At 46.2% G+C, this 17,697-nt stretch carries 30 protein-coding genes; 1 reads left to right on the forward strand and 29 read right to left on the reverse strand.

What is annotated here, in order from left to right:
- Nucleotides 1–13: 13 nt before the first annotated feature.
- The 4 genes from FND36_13025 to FND36_13040 are packed head-to-tail and all read right to left on the reverse strand — an operon-like array spanning nucleotide 14 to nucleotide 4,012.
- Nucleotides 14–421, reverse strand: a complete 408-nt coding sequence (locus FND36_13025; GenBank protein QDW74882.1) for a hypothetical protein — start codon at nucleotides 419–421, stop codon at nucleotides 14–16.
- A 29-nt stretch (nucleotides 422–450) separates the two neighbouring features.
- The gene (locus tag FND36_13030) at nucleotides 451–1,686 is read right to left on the reverse strand and encodes an FtsX-like permease family protein (protein QDW74883.1); all 1,236 of its coding nucleotides are present in this window, start codon (nucleotides 1,684–1,686) and stop codon (nucleotides 451–453) included.
- Nucleotides 1,687–1,690: 4 nt separating this feature from the next.
- Nucleotides 1,691–3,274, reverse strand: a complete 1,584-nt coding sequence (locus FND36_13035; protein QDW74884.1) for an HlyD family efflux transporter periplasmic adaptor subunit — start codon at nucleotides 3,272–3,274, stop codon at nucleotides 1,691–1,693.
- Nucleotides 3,275–3,322: 48 nt separating this feature from the next.
- Complete coding sequence (locus FND36_13040) at nucleotides 3,323–4,012, reverse strand: ABC transporter ATP-binding protein (GenBank protein QDW74885.1); 690 nt, start codon at nucleotides 4,010–4,012, stop codon at nucleotides 3,323–3,325.
- Between the two features lie 217 nt (nucleotides 4,013–4,229).
- On the opposite strand from FND36_13040, the gene FND36_13045 reads away from it, so the two are divergent.
- Nucleotides 4,230–4,646, forward strand: a complete 417-nt coding sequence (locus FND36_13045; GenBank protein QDW74886.1) for a sugar transporter — start codon at nucleotides 4,230–4,232, stop codon at nucleotides 4,644–4,646.
- A gap of 174 nt (nucleotides 4,647–4,820) precedes the next feature.
- Here the strand turns inward: FND36_13045 and FND36_13050 are convergent, their stop codons facing one another.
- The 25 genes from FND36_13050 to rpsC all read right to left on the reverse strand — a co-directional run bounded on the left by FND36_13050 (nucleotide 4,821) and on the right by rpsC (nucleotide 17,694).
- Nucleotides 4,821–5,357 carry a 50S ribosomal protein L17 gene (locus FND36_13050; GenBank protein QDW74887.1) on the reverse strand — a complete coding sequence of 179 codons (537 nt, stop codon included), beginning with the start codon at nucleotides 5,355–5,357 and terminating at the stop codon, nucleotides 4,821–4,823.
- 96 nt (nucleotides 5,358–5,453) lie between these two features.
- Nucleotides 5,454–6,413 (reverse strand): DNA-directed RNA polymerase subunit alpha, encoded by a 960-nt coding sequence (locus FND36_13055; protein QDW74888.1) that lies wholly within the window; start codon nucleotides 6,411–6,413, stop codon nucleotides 5,454–5,456.
- A 30-nt stretch (nucleotides 6,414–6,443) separates the two neighbouring features.
- Nucleotides 6,444–7,037 (reverse strand): 30S ribosomal protein S4, encoded by a 594-nt coding sequence (rpsD, locus tag FND36_13060; protein QDW74889.1) that lies wholly within the window; start codon nucleotides 7,035–7,037, stop codon nucleotides 6,444–6,446.
- 71 nt (nucleotides 7,038–7,108) lie between these two features.
- The gene (rpsK, locus tag FND36_13065; GenBank protein ID QDW74890.1) at nucleotides 7,109–7,504 is read right to left on the reverse strand and encodes a 30S ribosomal protein S11; all 396 of its coding nucleotides are present in this window, start codon (nucleotides 7,502–7,504) and stop codon (nucleotides 7,109–7,111) included.
- A 117-nt stretch (nucleotides 7,505–7,621) separates the two neighbouring features.
- Entirely contained in the window at nucleotides 7,622–7,990 is a 369-nt protein-coding gene (gene rpsM, locus FND36_13070; protein QDW74891.1) for a 30S ribosomal protein S13, read from the reverse strand.
- A gap of 308 nt (nucleotides 7,991–8,298) precedes the next feature.
- Nucleotides 8,299–8,412: a 50S ribosomal protein L36 gene (gene rpmJ, locus FND36_13075; protein QDW74892.1), complete on the reverse strand. Its 114-nt coding sequence runs from the start codon at nucleotides 8,410–8,412 to the stop codon at nucleotides 8,299–8,301.
- 159 nt (nucleotides 8,413–8,571) lie between these two features.
- On the reverse strand, nucleotides 8,572–8,790 hold the full coding sequence (infA, locus tag FND36_13080) for a translation initiation factor IF-1 (protein QDW74893.1): 219 nt from the start codon (nucleotides 8,788–8,790) through the stop codon (nucleotides 8,572–8,574).
- A 32-nt stretch (nucleotides 8,791–8,822) separates the two neighbouring features.
- Nucleotides 8,823–9,068, reverse strand: a complete 246-nt coding sequence (locus tag FND36_13085; protein QDW74894.1) for an RNA-binding protein — start codon at nucleotides 9,066–9,068, stop codon at nucleotides 8,823–8,825.
- Nucleotides 9,069–9,131: 63 nt separating this feature from the next.
- A complete protein-coding gene (gene map, locus FND36_13090; protein QDW74895.1) occupies nucleotides 9,132–9,896 on the reverse strand; it encodes a type I methionyl aminopeptidase in 765 nt (254 codons plus the stop codon).
- A 5-nt stretch (nucleotides 9,897–9,901) separates the two neighbouring features.
- Nucleotides 9,902–10,546, reverse strand: coding sequence for an adenylate kinase (locus tag FND36_13095; GenBank protein QDW74896.1), 645 nt, complete (start codon nucleotides 10,544–10,546; stop codon nucleotides 9,902–9,904).
- A 141-nt stretch (nucleotides 10,547–10,687) separates the two neighbouring features.
- Nucleotides 10,688–12,010: a preprotein translocase subunit SecY gene (gene secY / locus FND36_13100; protein ID QDW74897.1), complete on the reverse strand. Its 1,323-nt coding sequence runs from the start codon at nucleotides 12,008–12,010 to the stop codon at nucleotides 10,688–10,690.
- Complete coding sequence (locus FND36_13105; protein QDW74898.1) at nucleotides 12,010–12,450, reverse strand: 50S ribosomal protein L15; 441 nt, start codon at nucleotides 12,448–12,450, stop codon at nucleotides 12,010–12,012. Before FND36_13105 ends, secY begins: the two co-directional genes overlap by 1 nt.
- A 27-nt stretch (nucleotides 12,451–12,477) precedes the next feature.
- Nucleotides 12,478–12,657: a 50S ribosomal protein L30 gene (gene rpmD / locus FND36_13110; protein ID QDW74899.1), complete on the reverse strand. Its 180-nt coding sequence runs from the start codon at nucleotides 12,655–12,657 to the stop codon at nucleotides 12,478–12,480.
- Between the two features lie 15 nt (nucleotides 12,658–12,672).
- Nucleotides 12,673–13,182: a 30S ribosomal protein S5 gene (locus tag FND36_13115; protein QDW74900.1), complete on the reverse strand. Its 510-nt coding sequence runs from the start codon at nucleotides 13,180–13,182 to the stop codon at nucleotides 12,673–12,675.
- 14 nt (nucleotides 13,183–13,196) lie between these two features.
- Nucleotides 13,197–13,565 carry a 50S ribosomal protein L18 gene (locus tag FND36_13120; protein ID QDW74901.1) on the reverse strand — a complete coding sequence of 123 codons (369 nt, stop codon included), beginning with the start codon at nucleotides 13,563–13,565 and terminating at the stop codon, nucleotides 13,197–13,199.
- A 17-nt stretch (nucleotides 13,566–13,582) separates the two neighbouring features.
- Nucleotides 13,583–14,125, reverse strand: coding sequence for a 50S ribosomal protein L6 (locus FND36_13125; protein QDW74902.1), 543 nt, complete (start codon nucleotides 14,123–14,125; stop codon nucleotides 13,583–13,585).
- 118 nt (nucleotides 14,126–14,243) lie between these two features.
- Entirely contained in the window at nucleotides 14,244–14,645 is a 402-nt protein-coding gene (gene rpsH / locus FND36_13130; GenBank protein QDW74903.1) for a 30S ribosomal protein S8, read from the reverse strand.
- A 14-nt stretch (nucleotides 14,646–14,659) separates the two neighbouring features.
- Nucleotides 14,660–14,845 carry a type Z 30S ribosomal protein S14 gene (locus FND36_13135; GenBank protein ID QDW74904.1) on the reverse strand — a complete coding sequence of 62 codons (186 nt, stop codon included), beginning with the start codon at nucleotides 14,843–14,845 and terminating at the stop codon, nucleotides 14,660–14,662.
- A gap of 11 nt (nucleotides 14,846–14,856) precedes the next feature.
- Nucleotides 14,857–15,396: a 50S ribosomal protein L5 gene (gene rplE, locus FND36_13140; protein ID QDW74905.1), complete on the reverse strand. Its 540-nt coding sequence runs from the start codon at nucleotides 15,394–15,396 to the stop codon at nucleotides 14,857–14,859.
- A 24-nt stretch (nucleotides 15,397–15,420) separates the two neighbouring features.
- Nucleotides 15,421–15,747 (reverse strand): 50S ribosomal protein L24, encoded by a 327-nt coding sequence (locus FND36_13145; protein ID QDW74906.1) that lies wholly within the window; start codon nucleotides 15,745–15,747, stop codon nucleotides 15,421–15,423.
- Nucleotides 15,748–15,761: 14 nt separating this feature from the next.
- On the reverse strand, nucleotides 15,762–16,130 hold the full coding sequence (gene rplN, locus FND36_13150) for a 50S ribosomal protein L14 (GenBank protein ID QDW74907.1): 369 nt from the start codon (nucleotides 16,128–16,130) through the stop codon (nucleotides 15,762–15,764).
- A gap of 19 nt (nucleotides 16,131–16,149) precedes the next feature.
- A complete protein-coding gene (gene rpsQ, locus FND36_13155; GenBank protein ID QDW74908.1) occupies nucleotides 16,150–16,404 on the reverse strand; it encodes a 30S ribosomal protein S17 in 255 nt (84 codons plus the stop codon).
- A gap of 3 nt (nucleotides 16,405–16,407) precedes the next feature.
- The gene (locus FND36_13160) at nucleotides 16,408–16,611 is read right to left on the reverse strand and encodes a 50S ribosomal protein L29 (GenBank protein ID QDW74909.1); all 204 of its coding nucleotides are present in this window, start codon (nucleotides 16,609–16,611) and stop codon (nucleotides 16,408–16,410) included.
- Nucleotides 16,601–17,038, reverse strand: a complete 438-nt coding sequence (gene rplP, locus FND36_13165) for a 50S ribosomal protein L16 (protein QDW74910.1) — start codon at nucleotides 17,036–17,038, stop codon at nucleotides 16,601–16,603. Before rplP ends, FND36_13160 begins: the two co-directional genes overlap by 11 nt.
- Nucleotides 17,038–17,694, reverse strand: coding sequence for a 30S ribosomal protein S3 (gene rpsC / locus FND36_13170; protein ID QDW74911.1), 657 nt, complete (start codon nucleotides 17,692–17,694; stop codon nucleotides 17,038–17,040). The genes rplP and rpsC overlap by 1 nt, the downstream gene beginning before the upstream one ends.
- Between the last annotated feature and the right edge of the window lie 3 nt (nucleotides 17,695–17,697).

The raw sequence follows: 17,697 nt of genomic DNA on the forward strand, positions 1-17,697 counted from the left end.
GCGAATGGCGTACTTATCTTTCCATCCCGCTTAAATCATCCGACTGGTACAGTCCCCACCAATATAGAAGCGGGATAATAATATCCACTACTGCTGTAAACCCAAACAATCCCAGCATCGCCGTCTGGACCAGAGATACAATCACCAGCAGGCTGTAGATTCCTATGAAGATCACTGCCCATCTTCTGGATCTTCCGCTGATTCCTACGATCCCCGCCCCCACGCTGCTGATACAGCTTATGATGGATATGACCAGATTCAAAGGCGTCATGGTTTCCGTAAGCAGACTCATATCCATGCCTTCTATCGCTTCCAGCTTGGGAAGCATGGCGTAGCTGAAACCTGTGCCGATCAATCCCAGTACTCCCAGGATGATGAAGATGACAGACATTACTTTTAATAAACGTTTTGGTTGAAACATGACTTTTCCTCCTTCTCATTCTTAGATTTTTATAATTGCCTCAACGCCTCTATGGGACTCATCCGTGCTGCCTTCCGCGCCGGATAAATTCCAAATACGATCCCGATCCCGCAGGAAAAACAGGTAGCAAAGATCACTGCCGCAGGTGAAAGCCGGGCTGACAAGCCTCCGATCTCAAGGGCCGAGATCAATCCCGCGATCCCGGCGCCCAGCAGGATTCCAATGAGTCCTCCAATGCCGGATATAATTGCAGATTCACACAGAAATTGGGCGATCACAGAGGACGTCTTTGCTCCCAGGGCCTTGCGGATGCCAATCTCTCTGGTACGTTCTGTAACAGACACCAGCATGATATTCATCACCCCAATTCCTCCTACCAAGAGAGAAATTCCTGCTACAAACGCCACAAACGCGGTTACTCCGTCCATGATACTGCCCATGGCTTCTGTCATATCCATAGGCTGCTGCTTGATAAACAATTCCTCCCCTTCATTCATATGGCGGGAGTTCAGAATCTGCACGGCGGATTTAGCCACCTGGTTTTCCTTGGATCCTTCCGCCAGGTATAACGTCAGTGATGAGAAATTCTCCGGCTCTTCTCCCCAGTTCTCAGACACGGTATAAGGCACTTCCAGAAAGACCGGCATTTCCATTCCAAACATCGCCATCGCCTCTTCATTGGCCGCCATAACCTCTGGGTCCTGATCCCTTACCCCCTTTACCTGAAGCGTCTGTATACGATCCTCGATCTGAAGATCCAGTTCCATGCCTATGATATCCTCTGTTCCAAATAAATAGAGCGCGCTCCCTTTGTCCACCACGCAGGAGGATGATCCATTTTCCACATCATCCCCAGTGAAATAAGTTCCGCGGATGACCGGATATTGCAGAGGATTGTATTCTTCATCCGGTGTTGTCAGCGTAAGATATGCGTCAAAACTCCCTTTTCGGGTTTCTACTGTTCCTGCCGCCTGGGTACTGTTTGCCACTCCGCTCACTTGATCCCCCAGCTGTTCTTTTAATGCCTGCACATCCTCCCAGGTAATAAGCTGGGTATTGACGCTTTTCTCCGGATCTGTCATTACCACAACACTCTTTGTCTCCGTACTGGACATAACATCCGCCTTCAGCCCGCTTCCGATAGAGACGATCGTGATCACCGAAGATATACCGATAATGATCCCAAGCATAGTCAGGAAGGAACGGCCCTTATTTTCACGTATATTGTAGAGAGCCATTTTTACATATTCTCCAAACTGTCCCATGGGATCACTCCTTTTCTGTATCTTGGGGGACACCTGTTGCCTTCATTCCTTCCCTCACATTTCCGGAAACATCGGAAATCACTTCGTCCCCTTCCTTCAGTCCATCCAGGATCTCTACGCTGCTGTCAGAGGCTATCCCAAGCTCTACCGCCTGCCTTTTTACTTCTCCGCCTCGGATCACATACACAAAATCTCCTTCTGTAGATGTATTGACCACCTCGTTGGGAAGATACGGAACATCCTTTTTTTCTGCTACCATCATGGTGACTTTTGCTCCTACCCCAACGCAGATTTCTTCATCTGGATTGCTTATACTTACATCCGCATGGATAACGGAACTTCCCTTTTCATTCGTCAGCGCGATCTTATCCACGGATTCCAAGCTGCCTTGATATGTATTTTTCCCAATCGTGATCTTAGCGCTGTTTCCTTCTACCAGATTGTCAAAATCGTTGGCCGGCACTTCCAGCCTCACCTTTACGTCTTGATTGCTCACCAGCGTAAATAATTCTCCGCCCTGGACTGCTGTACTTCCCTCCAATACTTTTACATCAGAAATGATACCGTCATATTCTGCTTTTATACCTTCCCGTCCCTTCTTTAGAAGTTCCTCCGTGCCAAGCTGAGCCAATTCCGCCAGATTCTCGGATACCTCCATATTTTTCCTCTGACCGCTGGTAAGGCCTGTATCTGCCGCGGCGGCTCCCATGCTATTTTCAAGCTCACTCAGACTAGCCTGCAAAGCTTCCAGTTCCTGCTGTGCGGCCGTGAGTTTTTCCGCCGCGGCGCCTCCCCCCGCGCCGCTTAAGCTTTCCATCTGACTTTCCAGGGATCGATAGGCTTGTTCCAGGCTGCTGATCTGATCGGTAGCGTCCTGAGCGGCAGCAAGAAGCTCCTGGATCTTATCCGTATTAGACGGGTCTGTTTCATCTAATTTCTCCAGCTGGCGTTCCGCGTTTTCTTTTACTGCCTTCTGCTCTGACTGCTTATTCAGATTTTCCTGCATCTTTTTTCTAAGATCCGCTATCTTGGACGCGTTTTGAGACGCCTGACTGGATTCAGAAGCCGCTTGTTTCTCCAGGCTGCTGATCTGTGCTTGCTTATCTTGGATCTGTTTCTTTACCTGGTCTATAGAATCTGCCGTCTGCGCTTTCCCCGCGGCGGCAGCCTGTGCCGCCCTTCCGCTCTGCTCTGCGGCGTCTTGATTGGTATATTTCGCCGCTAATACATTTAATTCCGACTGCTGGTTGTCTCTCTCCAGGTTCGTCACATCGAAGGCAACCAGAAGATCTCCCTTCTTAACCGCGCTTCCAACTTTAGCGGTACATTGTTTTACAGGAGCATTTACCGGCGAATAGAACACCTTTGTCCGCTGACTCTCCACCGTCCCGGAAGCAAGGTAGGTCTGCCGGATATCTCCACGCTCTACAGTGACTACTGTAAGCTGTTCTGTCCCTTCTCCTGCGGATAATCGTGATACAATAAAAAATATCAGCACGACACATGCTAAAATAGGTAAAATGATCCATCCCGGCAGCTTTTTCCTATTTGTCTCATCATTTACGTCCTGTTTTCTTGTCCTGAACATGTTCTCTTTCCTCCCCGCTTTTATTCCTGTTTCTCTCTTTTTTCTGTTTTACGCTTTGTTTCTATATTCTTCCTGGATCTTCCCGTCCTGAATACAGATTACCCGGTGAGCTTGTTTGGCGATATCCGGGTCATGGGTAATGATAATAACAGTTCTTCCTGTTTTATGTAATTCTTTCAAAATATCCAGAATCTCTCCTGTCGTCCGCGAATCCAGATTTCCGGTAGGCTCATCCGCCAGGATCAAAGGCGGACGGGCGGCCAGAGCCCGCGCCACTGCGACTCTTTGCTGTTGTCCTCCAGACATTTGAGAAGGCTTATGATACATTCTTGCTCCCAGGCCGACCATTTCCAAAGCTTTCCTGGCTGTTTCCTTTCTCTTTCTCCTCTCCATGCCTCTGTAGATCAAAGGAAGCTCTACATTGCCCGCCGCGTCCAGATTATGAATCAGATTAAACCCTTGGAAAATAAACCCGATCTCCCGATTGCGGATCTCTGACAACCTGTCATCCGAAAGCCTCGATACATCCTTTCCTTTCAGATAATACCGTCCGGAAGTAGGTATATCCAGACATCCCAGAATATTCATCAAGGTTGACTTTCCTGAACCGGAATGTCCTATGATCGCTGCAAATTCTCCTTCCGAAACCGTAAGACTGACCCCGTCCAGAGCGCGGATCTCATTTTCGCCCGGATGATAGATTTTATAAACATCTTCGATTCGAATTAATTCCTCCATAAAATCCCCTTCTGTATTTTTGTTCTATTATACTAAGCGCTTAATACAAATATACTGCAAAAGATTTCAAAAAGCAAGTCAAATTTTAATCTCCATTTTTATTTATCGGTATTATCTATAAATCCCACTCAGACATGCTAAAAATAGATTGGTCTTTTCCCGCGCAAAAATCTATACTATATCTAGATCATTATTTCATCATAAGGAGGATATAGAAATGTCAATTACATCTGAAACCGCAAAAGAACATGCAAACGATCCAGCTGTATTATGCTGCCGGGCCGAAGAAGGGATCACGATCGAACCTGCCAATCTGGAAGATCCGTCTATTTTCGATGAACTGGTAGATTCTGGTCTTCTTTCTCTTGATGGATGTCTCACGATTTCTCAAGTTCTTGGAGCCACCCTCACTAAGACCAGCGATTCTCTCTGTCCACTGACACCGGATAATGTATCTGGGTTCAAGGAGGCGGCCGACAGTGCCGAGGAAACGGAAAAAGCTGAAGACAGCGCGCCGGCGGCAGCTACCATTACTGATATCAGAGCAGACGGCGCGGTAACAACAATCCGAGGCGGAAAAGTTGTTATTTCTATCAAGGAAGGAAAAGACATTTATCTTGAACTGCCAATTTAGTTAGACGATGTTATCTTCATTCACATATTGTTTCCATATTTAAATTTTCTCCGAAAATATGGCCGCCGCCTGTAAAACAAGCGGCGGCCATATTTCGTATAGAGCTTACATGTATTCAAAAAAGGACATACGATTGCGTATGTCCTTCTGTAAATCTGTTTATGACCCTCTATACTATACAAGTTCGATCAGAACTTCCATCGCGGCATCGCCCTTTCTCTGGCCGATCTTCACGATTCTGGTATATCCGCCCTGACGGTTCTCATATTTAGGCGCGATCTCGTCAAACAATTTTGCCACAAGATCTACCTGTTTTGTATTTTTCTTTCTTCCAGCCGCTGCCGCAGGTACGTCTTTCACTGGATACAGCACCTTTAACATCTGGCGGCGAGCGTGAAGTCTGCTTGGAAGATCCTTCTTGATCGTTTTCTCTTCCTCGTCATATACGGTTACTTTCTTTCCGTCTACGACTTCTTTTACTCTCTTACCGTCTTTGTCCTTGCGGGCCACTTTAGCTTTTACAGTAACTTCTTCGAAGTTATCCTTCTCTTTTACTGCCAGCGCGATCAGCTTTTCAGTGATCTTGCGGATTTCTTTTGCCTTTGCCTCTGTGGTTCTGATCTTGCCATGATTGATCAGAGCAGTTACCTGGTTTCTCAACAATGCTTTTCTCTGGCTTGATGTTCTGCCGAGTTTTCTATATTTTGCCATTTCTTAATCCTCCATTATTTTACACTTGGTTATGCATCTTCGGGCTTACTAGCCAAATGCATTTGCCGTGCTCTTCGGTCTTACCGGCAAATCTTTTTATTCCTCGCCTTTGCTTAAGGACAATCCCAATTCATCCAGCTTCGCCAGAACTTCCTCCAGGGATTTACGTCCCAGATTCCGCACCTTCATCATATCTTCCGGTGTCCGGTTTGTCAGCTCTTCCACTGTATTGATTCCGGCTCTCTTCAGGCAGTTATATGAGCGGACAGACAATTCCAGTTCATCAATGCTCATCTCGAGCACTTTCTCCTTCTCATCGTCTTCCTTCTCGATCATTACCTCTGCCGCCTGCGCGACCTCTGACAGATCGATAAAGAGTCTCAAATGCTCACTCAGTACCTTTGCGGCCAGACTCACCGCCTCATCCGGGCAGAGAGTTCCGTTAGTGTATACGTCTAACGTCAATTTGTCAAAATCAGTGATCTGACCCACACGGGTATTCTCAACTGTAAGATTAACGCGCTCCACCGGAGTATAAATAGAATCAATTGGAATTACAGCGATTGGTAATTCGTCGTTTTTATTCTTCTCAGAACTTACATAGCCTCTTCCATTCGTGATGGTCAGCTCCATGTAAAGTTTGCTGTCTGCCCCGCCGTTCAATGTTGCGATAACGGTTTCAGGATTCATGATCTCAATGTCCTGATCCACCTGGATGTCTGCCGCTGTGACCACGCCTTCTCCTTCAAACTCGATATAAGCCGTCTTAGGCTCATCGGTGTCGGAGCTGTTCTTGATCGCAAGAGACTTCAGGTTCATGATGATCTCTGTAACATCTTCTTTCACCCCAGGAATCGAGCTGAATTCATGCAGCACCCCGTCAATCTTTACCTGACTGATCGCCGTTCCCGGCAGAGAGGAAAGCATGATTCTTCTGAGGGAATTACCTAATGTTGTACCATAACCCCTCTCCAGAGGCTCTACAACAAATCTCCCATATTTCTTATCTTCTGAAATCTCGGTTATTTCAATATTTGGTTTATTAAAATCAAACACTAGGTCCACCTCCTGTGGTGTTGCGGGTTATTATTTAGAATATAATTCGACGATCAGCATCTCGTCTACAGGAACATCGATCACGTCGCGTGTCGGAAGCTCCTTGATTGTTCCTTTCAGGTTCTCAAGATCTGACTCGATCCATTCTGGAACCAGACGTCCGCCTGTAACCTCTACGATCTCCTTATATCTTGGAGAGCTTTTGTGCTTTTCTTTGATTTCAATGGTATCTCCCGCCTTGATCAGATAAGAAGGGATATTTACCTGTTTTCCATTGACCAGAACATGCTTGTGGTCTACGATCTGTCTTGCTTCACGTCTGGTTCTCGCAAGACCCATACGGAACACAACGTTGTCCAGTCTTGACTCCAGAAGGCGCATCAGGTTCTCACCTGTCATACCGCTCATCTGTTTTGCTTTTTTATAGTAATTTCTGAAAGGTTTCTCCAACACACCGTAGATGAATTTTGCTTTCTGCTTCTCACGGAGCTGCAGAGCATATTCGCTCATTTTTCTGTTGGATCTTTTCAGTTGTCTGTTTGACTTCTTGTCAATTCCTAAATATACCGGATCCATGCCAAGGGATCTACATCTTTTCAGAACAGGAACTCTGTTTACTGCCATGATTTATTTTCCTCCTAATTTGCTTCACTCGCTTCACGATACTTCTTGCTCATAACCGCCCGCATATACGATTATACTCTTCTGCGTTTCGGCGGACGGCATCCATTATGAGGTACCGGTGTAACGTCACGGATACTTGTTACATCGATTCCACATGCCTGAAGAGCGCGGATCGCTGCTTCTCTTCCTGAACCTGGTCCTTTTACCATAACGTCAACTGATTTCAAACCATGTACTAATGCCGCCTTAGCTGCAGTCTCTGCTGCCATCTGCGCTGCATAAGGGGTAGATTTCCTTGAACCTCTGAATCCCAGACCGCCAGCACTTGCCCATGACAGAGCATTTCCCTGCGCATCCGTCAGAGTCACGATCGTGTTGTTGAAGGATGACTGGATATGTGCTTGTCCGTGTTCAACGTTTTTCTTGACACGTTTCTTTGTCACTTTCTTTGTAACTTTCTTTGCCATAATAAAACTAACCTACTCTTTCCTTTTCTTAAATTAAAGTTGTTCCTACTATCAATAAACTACCTATGTCCGCTCAACTAAGCTCACGCCGCATGTTCACTTAGGTTCACGAACAGCTTATTTCTTCTTGTTTGCTACGGTTCTCTTTGGACCTTTTCTGGTTCTCGCGTTGGTCTTTGTCTTCTGACCACGTACCGGAAGTCCTTTTCTGTGACGGATTCCTCTGTAGCAGCCGATTTCCTGAAGTCTCTTGATGTTCAGAGCGATCTCACGGCGAAGATCTCCTTCTACCATCTGAGTCTCATCGATCACGGTACTGATCTTCTTTACATCCTCATCTGTAAGATCTCTGCAGCGGATATCCGGATCAACTCCAGCCTCTGCAAGGATACGGTTGGAGCTGGATCTTCCAATCCCGTAAATATAAGTCAGTCCGATTTCTACACGTTTGTCTCTTGGTAAGTCTACACCTGCTATACGAGCCATGTAAAATTCCCTCCATTTTTCTTTTTTCTTTTCCGAAGCGTTTTTTCCGGTTTTCATTTCACAGATTCTCAACGCTTCTCATGTCTGTTACATCACTTTAATAGGGACTATTGAAGATAGTCCAGGCGTGTCGGTATTCACGCCCTTTCCGGCCCCTTTGCTTCTGCGTCGGGCCCGGCATTAGAAGCAATATACGAAGGAATCTCACTGGCTAAAAGTGTATCCTTGTATATTTCAAACAGCCTACACGTTTCCTAGTGTGTCTGCTGTCAGCTATCTGGTTCATCTCAACTTAAAACGACCGGGGACTAACCCTGTCTTTGTTTATGCTTCGGATTCTCGCAGATAATACGAATGCTTCCTTTTCTTTTGATCACTTTGCATTTCTCGCAAATTGGTTTTACTGATGACCTAACCTTCATTGGTGAGCCTCCTTTCATCCATTGCTATGCCTTAGTTCTTCACGCTTTCCGCCTCTTTCTGATTGCAGCCGCCTGAGGATGGGCATAAAAATACCCGGAAAACGTGCCTATATATTATAGCACCTCGTTTTCAGCAAAGTCAATAGATAATTTTACAATTTACTTGTCTCTCCAGATAATTCTTCCTTTAGAGAGGTCATATGGAGATAATTCCAATGTTACCTTATCTCCCGGCAGGATTTTGATAAAGTTCATCCTAAGTTTTCCGCTGATATGCGCAAGTACCTGGTGTCCGTTTTCCAGTTCTACCTGAAACATGGCGTTTGGCAGTTTCTCCACTACGGTTCCTTCAATTTCGATTACGTCAGCTTTTGACATGCATCCTTCCTCCTATTGCTGTTGTAATATTGTTACATGCTCTGGCCCATGGCCTTGAGTTTCCGTCTGATCGCCCCATCGTCCGCCCCGTCGGTCTCGACTTTCTCCCGGATGATCTGCACATGCTTTCTTTTCTTTTTCTTTGGCTTATCCAGGGTTCTCAACCGGCCGTCTGCTAAGTATACATATGAATCATCTATTTCTATTATCACATAAAGTCTGCCTTTATCGTGTCCCGCTTTCGACACGGCCAGCATACCTTTTTCCATTTCCGGCATTTTCTTCTCCTTGTGCTGCGATTGAAATTCTTTTCGTCAGGCGCGTACGCTGCCTCGCCAATCTCAAAGAACGGCCTCGGTCAGGGTAAGCAGCTTAGGTTCTCCTTTGGTGATCAGCACCGTATTCTCATAATGGGCGGAAAGGCTGTGATCTCTGGTCACAACTGTCCAGTCATCATCCAGCCAGTCTACTTCCCAGCCGCCTGCGTTGATCATGGGTTCGATCGCCAGGGTCATTCCCGCTTTGAGCATAACTCCTTTGCGGTTCATCTCGTAGTTCGGGATCTCCGGCGCCTCATGGAGCGCAGTGCCAATCCCGTGGCCGCACAGATCCCTCACCACGCCATACCCTCTCTCCTGCGCGTATCTCCCGATAGCGCCTGAAATATCAAATAGATGATTGCCTTCTTTCGCGTATTTTATACCTTCAAAAAAACATTCTCTGGTCACCTGGATCAGTTTCTCGGCCTCCTGGCTGATCGTTCCGATCCCATAGGTCCTGGCGGCATCAGAGTGGTATCCTTTATAGATCACTCCCGCGTCCAGGCTGACAATGTCTCCATCCCGGAGGAACCTGTGTTCGCTGGGAATTCCATGGACAACCTCATCATTGACAGAAACGCAAATAGAAGCCGGATATCCATTATAATCCAAAAATGAAGGGATACAGCCATAGCTTCTGATGATTTCTTCTCCAAGCCGGTCCACATCTTTGGTGGTCATTCCCGCATGAAGTTCTTTGGCCAGTTCATTGTGGACATTTTCCAAGATCTGACCGGCTTGGGTCATTAATTCTATTTCCCTTTCGGATTTTACAGTGATCGGCATATTCCTTACGCCTCCAGAATCTCTGTGACCGCCTGGAATACCTGATCGATCTCTTTTGTTCCGTCAACTGTTTTCAGAATACCGGCCTTTGTATAGTAATCAATCAGCGGCTGTGTCTGTTCATGATATACATTCAGACGCTTCTGTACGGTTTCCGGCTTATCATCGTCTCTGAGGATCAATTCTCCTCCGCAGGTATCGCAGACACCCTCCTGCTTGGCGGGCGCGTACTCCAAATGGTATGTAGCCCCACAGCTTACACAGGCTCTGCGTCCTGACATCCGGCGTACGATATTTTCATCCGGCACATCCACATTAAGGGCATAGTCCAGTTTCTGTCCCATTGCGGTCAGCGCCTTATCCAGCGCCTCTGCCTGAGGAATCGTCCGCGGGAATCCGTCCAGGACATAACCATTCTCACAATCTTTCTGATTTACCCGGTCTACTACCAGATCCACCACCAGTTCGTCCGGCACTAAAAGACCCTGATCCATATAAGTCTTAGCCTTCTTTCCAAGCTCTGTGCCATTCTTGATATTGGCCCGGAAGATATCGCCGGTAGAAATATGGGGAATCTCATATTTCCCCGCGATCTTCTTTGCCTGAGTTCCTTTGCCGGCTCCCGGCGCTCCCAACATAATGATCTTCATACTCAAGTTCCTCCTTATAGCATTTTAACCCGCGAAAAAAATCCCGCGAGTCATGAAACCTTGTGTCCGGCATATGTCCGGCAGGATGTCCTCCAAAAAGAACTCTTCCTGCCAGTCCTGCCATCCAGTCCTTTAAGACTGTTACGTATTCAAAAATCCTTTGTAGTTCCGCACAAGCATCTGTGATTCGATCTGTTTCATCGTCTCCAGCACAACACTTACGATGATGATCAGAGAAGTTCCGCCAAATGATACCTGCGCGCCCAGCCAGCCGTTGAAGAAAATCGGAACGATCTGTATCAGGATCAGTCCGCACGCTCCGATAAAGATCACATAATTCAAGATCTTTGTCATATACTCTACCGTTGGTTTTCCAGGACGGATACCCGGAACAAATCCACCGTTTTTCTTCATATTATTCGCGATCTCCATTGGATTAAATGTGATAGATGTATAGAAATACGCGAAAAATACTGTCAGGATGATGTATACCGCCAGCCCCCAGCTATATTGCGGATATTGAGGATTGCACCAGTAACTCTGATTCAGGCCTCTTAAGATCTCTGAACCGATTCCTGTTCCCTCGCCTTTCCCCATGAAGGAAGCTATCACGATCGGAAACTGCATCAGAGAAGACGAAAAGATGATCGGAATTACGCCTGCCGTATTCACTTTCAACGGAATATGGGTAGACTGACCGCCGTAAGTCCTGCGCCCTACTACCTTCTGAGAATACTGCACCGGAATCTTTCTCTCACCGCCCTGAAGGATCACAACAAAAATTACCAGCGCAACGATGATCGCGAAAATAACAGCCACTGCCAGCGCTCTGGAGGCCAGGCTCTTTCCTTCCACAAACACAAACTGGTTAAATAGTGATGTCATATCACTTGGTACGCGGGACAGAATATTGATCACCAGTACGATCGAAATACCATTGCCCACGCCCTTCTCTGTGATCCGTTCGCCGATCCACATCAGGAACGCGCTTCCTGCTGTTAATGTCAGGACAACAATCGCCGCGTTTACAAAATTAAACTCCACCAAAAGTCCTTGCCTTCCGAATCCGATAGCCATCGCGGCCGACTCTACCAAAGCAAGTCCTACAGTCAGATACCGGGTGATCGCCGTAATCTTCTTGCGCCCGTCTTCTCCTTCTTTGCGCATTTCTTCCAGTTTGGGAATCGCAATAGTAAGAAGCTGCATGATGATAGAAGATGTAATGTACGGTGTAATGCTCAGGGCAAACACCGACATGTTTTCAAAGGAACCGCCGGTGAAAGCGTTAAACAAGTTAAACGCCTCACCGGTATTCTCTGCAAAAAAATTCTGGATATATGTGGGGTCCACCCCTGGCGTTGGCAGTTCTGATCCAAGCCTTATCACGATCAACATTAAAAATGTATATCCCAGTTTCTTTCGGATATCTTTAATTTGAAATGCTCTCCGAAAAGTCTCTAACATTAGATCACCTCTGCTTTTCCACCTAACGCCTCAATCTTTGCGACAGCTCCCGCGCTGAACGCGTTTGCCTGAACGGTGAGTTTCTTGGTCAATTCGCCATTGCCAAGGATCTTCACACCATCTCTCGCATTTTTAATAATACCAGATTCTTTCAAAGTTTCAATAGAAACTACGGTATCATTGTCAAATACTTCCAGAGCGCTTACATTGATTCCAACGATATCTTTGGAATTGATGCATTTAAAGCCTCTCTTCGGTATTCTTCTGTATAATGGCATCTGTCCGCCTTCAAAACCTGGTCTTGCTCCGCCGGAACGTGCCTTCTGGCCTTTATGTCCCTTGCCGGCTGTCTTGCCGTTTCCAGAACCGTGGCCGCGTCCTCTTCTAAAATTACTGCTCTGTTTCGCTCCGTCAGCAGGTCTTAAATTTGATAAATCCATTCTAACACCTCCTTATCTGTTTCTTGTTTACGCTTCTTCCACTTTCACCAGGTGCTGTACCTGTTTGATCATTCCTCTTGTCGCCGCGTTGTCCGGCAGCTCAACCGTCTTGTTGAGTTTTCTAAGGCCCAGAGCCTCTACCGTCTTCCTATGCTTCGGTACGGCGCCGATCGTAGATTTTACCAATGTAACTTTTAAATTTGCCATCCTTGATCAACCTCCTTAGCCTACAATCTCTTCGATAGATTTCCCGCGAAGTCTGGAAACCTCCTCTGGGGTCTTGATCTGACGCAGGCCTTCGATGGTTGCCAGAACTACGTTCTGCTTATTGTTGGAACCAAGAGATTTCGTACGGATATTCTTGATCCCCGCCATCTCGATCACGGCACGCGCCGGACCGCCGGCGATCACACCAGTACCTTCCGGAGCAGTTTTCAGCAGTACGGAAGCTCCGCCGAATTTACCGATAAAATCATGTGTAATGCTTTCATTTTCATTTAACGCTACGCTGATCAGATGCTTTGCCGCATCCTCTTTCCCTTTGCGGATCGCTTCCGGGATTTCTGTAGCCTTTCCTAAACCTGCACCTACGTGGCCATTTCCATCGCCGACAACTACTAAAGCTGTGAATCTCATATTACGGCCACCCTTAACAACTTTGGTTACACGTTTAATTGACACTACTTTTTCATTTAATTCTAACTGACTAGCATCAATACGTTCCTGTTTCATGTGTGCTCCTCCTTCTAGAAATTCAACCCAGCTTCTCTAGCTGCGTCTGCTAATGCCTGAACTTTACCCTGATAGATAAAGCCGCCTCTGTCAAAGACAACTTCTTTGATCCCTTTTTCGATCGCTCTTTCCGCGATCACTTTGCCCAAGTATGCTGCTGCTTCGACATCATTGGTCTTCTCCAGGTTTGCTTTCACATCTTTCTGAAGAGTGGAAGCGGAAACCAGAGTATTTCCAACAGTATCGTCAATGATCTGAGCATACATATGGTTATTGCTTCTGAACACAGCCAGACGAGGGCACTCAGCTGTACCGCTCAAACGGTTACGTATTTTTCTGTGCTTATTGACACGTACTACACTTCTTGACTTTTTGCTAACCATTTTCACACTCTCCTTACTTATTTTTTACCAGTCTTACCAACTTTACGTCTGATCACTTCGTCAGCATACTTGATTCCCTTGCCCTTGTATGGCTCAGGTCTTCTCTTATCTCTGATCTCAGCCGCGTATTGGCCTACTTTTTCTTTGTCGATACCCTTAACGACAATCTTATTCTGTCCTTCTACCGTTGTCTCAACGCCTTCCGGATCCGTCATTTCGACTGGATGAGAGTATCCAAGATTCAAAGTCAGTTTATTTCCTGATTTTGCCGCTCTGTATCCAACACCATTGACTTCCAGCACCTTCTCGTATCCATTGGATACGCCGATCACCATGTTGTTGATCAGGGTTCTGGTCAGGCCGTGGAGTGATTTCATCTTCTTTAAGTCGTTTGGTCTTGTTACAACGATCTCTTCGCCTTCCTGTTTGATCTCCATCTCAACTGGAAGTTCTTTCACCAAAGTCCCCTTTGGACCTTTTACAGTCACTTTATTATTTTCCGCGATCTCAACAGTCACTCCTGCCGGAATCGCAACTGGCAGTCTTCCTATACGTGACATACCGTTTCCTCCTTAACTTAAATTTTCGGAATGGGCCTTACCCACTCTGTTTTCAGTTACATTAAGCACTAACCTCAAGCTTCGCCTTGCGGCTTGCTTTCGCTAAGTTGCTTTCGGCCTACCAGATATAACACAGCACCTCGCCGCCTACACCCAGTTTCCTTGCTTCTCTGTCTGTGATCACGCCTTTATTCGTAGAGATAACTGCTGTTCCAAGTCCTCCAAGCACTTTTGGAAGATCTTCGCAGCCTGCGTAAACTCTCAATCCAGGTTTGGAGATTCTCTTAAGGCCGGTGATAACTTTTTCATTCTTGTCTGCGCCGTATTTCAAGGTAATGTGGATTGTCTTGAATACGCCGTCTTCGATCAGTTCATATTTTTCAATATATCCTTCATCCAACAGAATGTTGGCAATCGCGAGCTTCATCTTAGATGACGGAACATCTACTGTATCATGTTTTGCAGTATTTGCGTTACGGATTCTTGTAAGCATATCTGCGATTGGATCGCTCATTGTCATTTGCTCTTACCTCCTTACCAGCTTGCTTTCTTAACACCCGGAATCTGTCCCTTATACGCCAGTTCGCGGAAGCAAACACGGCAGATTCCATATTTTCTCAAATATGCGTGCGGACGTCCGCAAATTTTGCAGCGATTATATTCTCTGGTAGAGAATTTCTGTTTGCGCTGCTGTTTTACTTTCATTGCTGTTTTAGCCATAATTTACCTCCTTATTTTCTGAACGGCATGTTGAACTGTGTCAGCAGTTCGCGGGCCTCTTCGTCTGTCTTCGCGGTTGTGACAAAGATAACATCCATACCTCTGATTTTGTCCACCTTGTCATACTCAATCTCCGGGAAGATCAGCTGCTCTTTGATTCCAAGAGCGTAGTTTCCTCTTCCATCGAAAGCGTCTGGATTAACGCCGCGGAAGTCACGTACACGGGGAAGAGCAAGGTTGATAAGACGATCAACGAACTCATACATCTTCTCGCCTCGAAGTGTAACCTTACATCCGATGGACATTCCCTCTCTTAATTTAAAGTTGGCAACGGATTTCTTTGCCTTGCAGATCACTGCTTTCTGTCCTGTGATCCGCTCAAGATCGGCAATAGCTGAATCCAAAATCTTCGCGTTGTCTTTTGCTTCGCCTACGCCCATGTTGATAACAACTTTGTCGAGCTTCGGCACTTCCATAATATTTTTATAACCGAACTTCTTCGTCAGTGCGTCAACGATCTCGTTCTGGTACTGTTCTTTCAGTCTGCTCAAAGTCCTGGACCTCCTTCCTTAAGATTACTTACCCTGCTTATCCGCGATCACTTCACCAGTTGATTTCGCGTAGCGTACTTTCTTGCCGTCTTCCATTTTAAAGCCGATTCTGGTAGCTTTTCCATTGTGCAGATACATCACGTTGGAAATGTCGATCGGGCCTTCCTGATGGATGATTCCGCCATTCTGGTTGGAGGCGCTTGGTTTTGTGTGTTTTGTCAGCATGTTGACACCCTCAACGACTACTTTGCCGTCTTTCTGGTTGACTGCCACTACCTTGCCTTCTTTGTCTTTATCTTTACCGGCGATCACTTTGACCATATCGCCTTTTTTGATCTTTAACATTGACATCCTTACACACCTCCTTAAAGCACTTCCGGAGCCAGGGAAACGATCCTCATGAACTGTTTGTCACGAAGTTCTCTTGCTACTGGCCCGAAGATACGGGTTCCTCTTGGTGTCTTATCATCTTTTATAATAACTGCGGCATTTTCGTCGAAACGGATATAGGAACCGTCTTTGCGGCGGGTACTGTTCACCGTACGAACGACTACTGCTTTCACAACATCACCTTTTTTCACAACGCCGCCTGGTGTTGCATCTTTAACAGTCGCAACGATAATGTCGCCGATACTTGCATATCTTCTTGTTGAACCTCCAAGTACGCGGATACACAGTAATTCTTTAGCGCCTGTGTTATCGGCTACTTTCAGTCTGCTTTCTTGCTGTATCATGCAGGTTTCCCTCCTTATACTATTTTACTTTCTCCATAACTTCGACAAGTCTCCATCTCTTATCCTTGGACAGCGGTCTTGTCTCCATAACTCTTACCTTGTCGCCGATGTTACACTCGTTCGCCTCGTCATGCGCTTTCAGCTTGTAGGTTCTCTTTACGATTTTCTTGTAAAGCGGATGTTTTACATGGTCCTCTACCGCGACAACGATGGTTTTATCCATTTTATTACTGATCACCTTGCCCACACGGGTTTTCCTAAGATTTCTTTCCATGGTTTACACCCCTTTCTTTTCAGTGATGACTGTCTGAATTCTGGCAATGTTTCTTCTTACTTCTTTGATCCTGCTTGTATTATCCAACTGATTCGTTGCATTCTGGAATCTCAAGTTGAAAAGTTCCTTTTTAGCAGCTACTAATTCTTCGTTCAGCTCTGCAGCTGATTTTGTTTTTAAATCTTCTACAAATGCATTAATTTTCACTGTTATCACCGCCTTCTAAGTCTGCGCGAGAAACGACTTTACATTTACATGGCAGCTTGTGAGTTGCCAAACGGAGAGCTTCTTTTGCGACTTCTTCTGATACGCCTGCGATCTCGAACATTACGCGTCCTGGCTTTACAACTGCTACCCAGTATTCCAGAGTTCCTTTACCGGAACCCATACGTGTCTCGGCTGGTTTCGTGGTTACAGGTTTATCCGGGAATATTTTGATCCATACTTTACCGCCACGCTTGATGTAACGTGTCATCGCGATACGGGCGGCCTCGATCTGGTTAGAACGGATCCAGCAGGGTTCCATTGCAACGATACCATATTCACCGTTTGTAATCTTATTTCCACGGAGCGCTTTTCCTTTCATGGAGCCGCGGAACTGTTTACGACGTTTTACTCTTTTTGGCATTAACATTATTTATCGCTCCCTTCCTTTGCCGCTTTTTCCGGAAGAATCTCGCCTTTGTAGATCCACACTTTTACGCCGATCTTGCCGTAAGTGGTGTCTGCTTCAGCGAATCCGTAGTCAATGTCTGCTCTTAATGTCTGAAGCGGAATAGTACCCTCGCTGTAGAACTCAGTACGAGCCATATCAGCTCCGCCAAGACGGCCTGCTACAGCAGTCTTTACTCCAAGGGCTCCTGACTTCATAGTTCTGGACATGCAGGATTTCATTGCACGACGGAAGGAAATACGGTTCTCAAGCTGCTGAGCGATGTTCTCAGCCACAAGCTGCGCATCCTTATCCGGTCTCTTGATCTCTTTGATGTCGATGATGAGTTTCTTATCTGTAAAGCGAGCGAGTTCGCCTTTTACTTTCTCGATCTCTGATCCGCCTTTACCGATCACAACACCTGGTTTCGCGGTGTAGATCACGATCTTCACACGGTCAGACGCTCTTTCGATCTCCATTCTGGAGACGCCTGCGTTATATAATCTCTTCTTAAGATACGTTCTGATCTCATGGTCTTCCACCAGGTAGTCAGCGAAGTCTTTCTCCGCATACCATCTGGAATCCCAGTCTTTGATGATTCCGACTCTCAAGCCATGAGGATTAACTTTCTGTCCCATGAT

It is taken from the genome of Lachnospiraceae bacterium KGMB03038 (assembly GCA_007361935.1).
Taxonomy (GTDB): Bacteria; Bacillota; Clostridia; order Lachnospirales; family Lachnospiraceae; genus Massilistercora.

Excerpts from the sequence above, each read along its gene's own strand:
- FND36_13025 (QDW74882.1), bottom strand. The coding sequence starts at position 421 with ATGTTTCAACCAAAACGTTTATTAAAAGTAATGTCTGTCATCTTCATC.
- FND36_13030 (QDW74883.1), bottom strand. The coding sequence starts at position 1,686 with ATGGGACAGTTTGGAGAATATGTAAAAATGGCTCTCTACAATATACGT.
- FND36_13035 (QDW74884.1), bottom strand. The coding sequence starts at position 3,274 with ATGTTCAGGACAAGAAAACAGGACGTAAATGATGAGACAAATAGGAAA.
- FND36_13040 (QDW74885.1), bottom strand. The coding sequence starts at position 4,012 with ATGGAGGAATTAATTCGAATCGAAGATGTTTATAAAATCTATCATCCG.
- FND36_13045 (QDW74886.1), top strand. The coding sequence starts at position 4,230 with ATGTCAATTACATCTGAAACCGCAAAAGAACATGCAAACGATCCAGCT.
- FND36_13050 (QDW74887.1), bottom strand. The coding sequence starts at position 5,357 with ATGGCAAAATATAGAAAACTCGGCAGAACATCAAGCCAGAGAAAAGCA.
- rpsD (QDW74889.1), bottom strand. The coding sequence starts at position 7,037 with ATGGCAGTAAACAGAGTTCCTGTTCTGAAAAGATGTAGATCCCTTGGC.
- rpsK (QDW74890.1), bottom strand. The coding sequence starts at position 7,504 with ATGGCAAAGAAAGTTACAAAGAAAGTGACAAAGAAACGTGTCAAGAAA.
- rpsM (QDW74891.1), bottom strand. The coding sequence starts at position 7,990 with ATGGCTCGTATAGCAGGTGTAGACTTACCAAGAGACAAACGTGTAGAA.
- rpmJ (QDW74892.1), bottom strand. The coding sequence starts at position 8,412 with ATGAAGGTTAGGTCATCAGTAAAACCAATTTGCGAGAAATGCAAAGTG.
- infA (QDW74893.1), bottom strand. The coding sequence starts at position 8,790 with ATGTCAAAAGCTGACGTAATCGAAATTGAAGGAACCGTAGTGGAGAAA.
- FND36_13085 (QDW74894.1), bottom strand. The coding sequence starts at position 9,068 with ATGCCGGAAATGGAAAAAGGTATGCTGGCCGTGTCGAAAGCGGGACAC.
- map (QDW74895.1), bottom strand. The coding sequence starts at position 9,896 with ATGCCGATCACTGTAAAATCCGAAAGGGAAATAGAATTAATGACCCAA.
- FND36_13095 (QDW74896.1), bottom strand. The coding sequence starts at position 10,546 with ATGAAGATCATTATGTTGGGAGCGCCGGGAGCCGGCAAAGGAACTCAG.
- secY (QDW74897.1), bottom strand. The coding sequence starts at position 12,010 with ATGTTAGAGACTTTTCGGAGAGCATTTCAAATTAAAGATATCCGAAAG.
- FND36_13105 (QDW74898.1), bottom strand. The coding sequence starts at position 12,450 with ATGGATTTATCAAATTTAAGACCTGCTGACGGAGCGAAACAGAGCAGT.
- rpmD (QDW74899.1), bottom strand. The coding sequence starts at position 12,657 with ATGGCAAATTTAAAAGTTACATTGGTAAAATCTACGATCGGCGCCGTA.
- FND36_13115 (QDW74900.1), bottom strand. The coding sequence starts at position 13,182 with ATGAAACAGGAACGTATTGATGCTAGTCAGTTAGAATTAAATGAAAAA.
- FND36_13120 (QDW74901.1), bottom strand. The coding sequence starts at position 13,565 with ATGGTTAGCAAAAAGTCAAGAAGTGTAGTACGTGTCAATAAGCACAGA.
- FND36_13125 (QDW74902.1), bottom strand. The coding sequence starts at position 14,125 with ATGTCACGTATAGGAAGACTGCCAGTTGCGATTCCGGCAGGAGTGACT.
- rpsH (QDW74903.1), bottom strand. The coding sequence starts at position 14,645 with ATGACAATGAGCGATCCAATCGCAGATATGCTTACAAGAATCCGTAAC.
- FND36_13135 (QDW74904.1), bottom strand. The coding sequence starts at position 14,845 with ATGGCTAAAACAGCAATGAAAGTAAAACAGCAGCGCAAACAGAAATTC.
- FND36_13145 (QDW74906.1), bottom strand. The coding sequence starts at position 15,747 with ATGTCAATGTTAAAGATCAAAAAAGGCGATATGGTCAAAGTGATCGCC.
- rplN (QDW74907.1), bottom strand. The coding sequence starts at position 16,130 with ATGATACAGCAAGAAAGCAGACTGAAAGTAGCCGATAACACAGGCGCT.
- rpsQ (QDW74908.1), bottom strand. The coding sequence starts at position 16,404 with ATGGAAAGAAATCTTAGGAAAACCCGTGTGGGCAAGGTGATCAGTAAT.
- rplP (QDW74910.1), bottom strand. The coding sequence starts at position 17,038 with ATGTTAATGCCAAAAAGAGTAAAACGTCGTAAACAGTTCCGCGGCTCC.
- rpsC (QDW74911.1), bottom strand. The coding sequence starts at position 17,694 with ATGGGACAGAAAGTTAATCCTCATGGCTTGAGAGTCGGAATCATCAAA.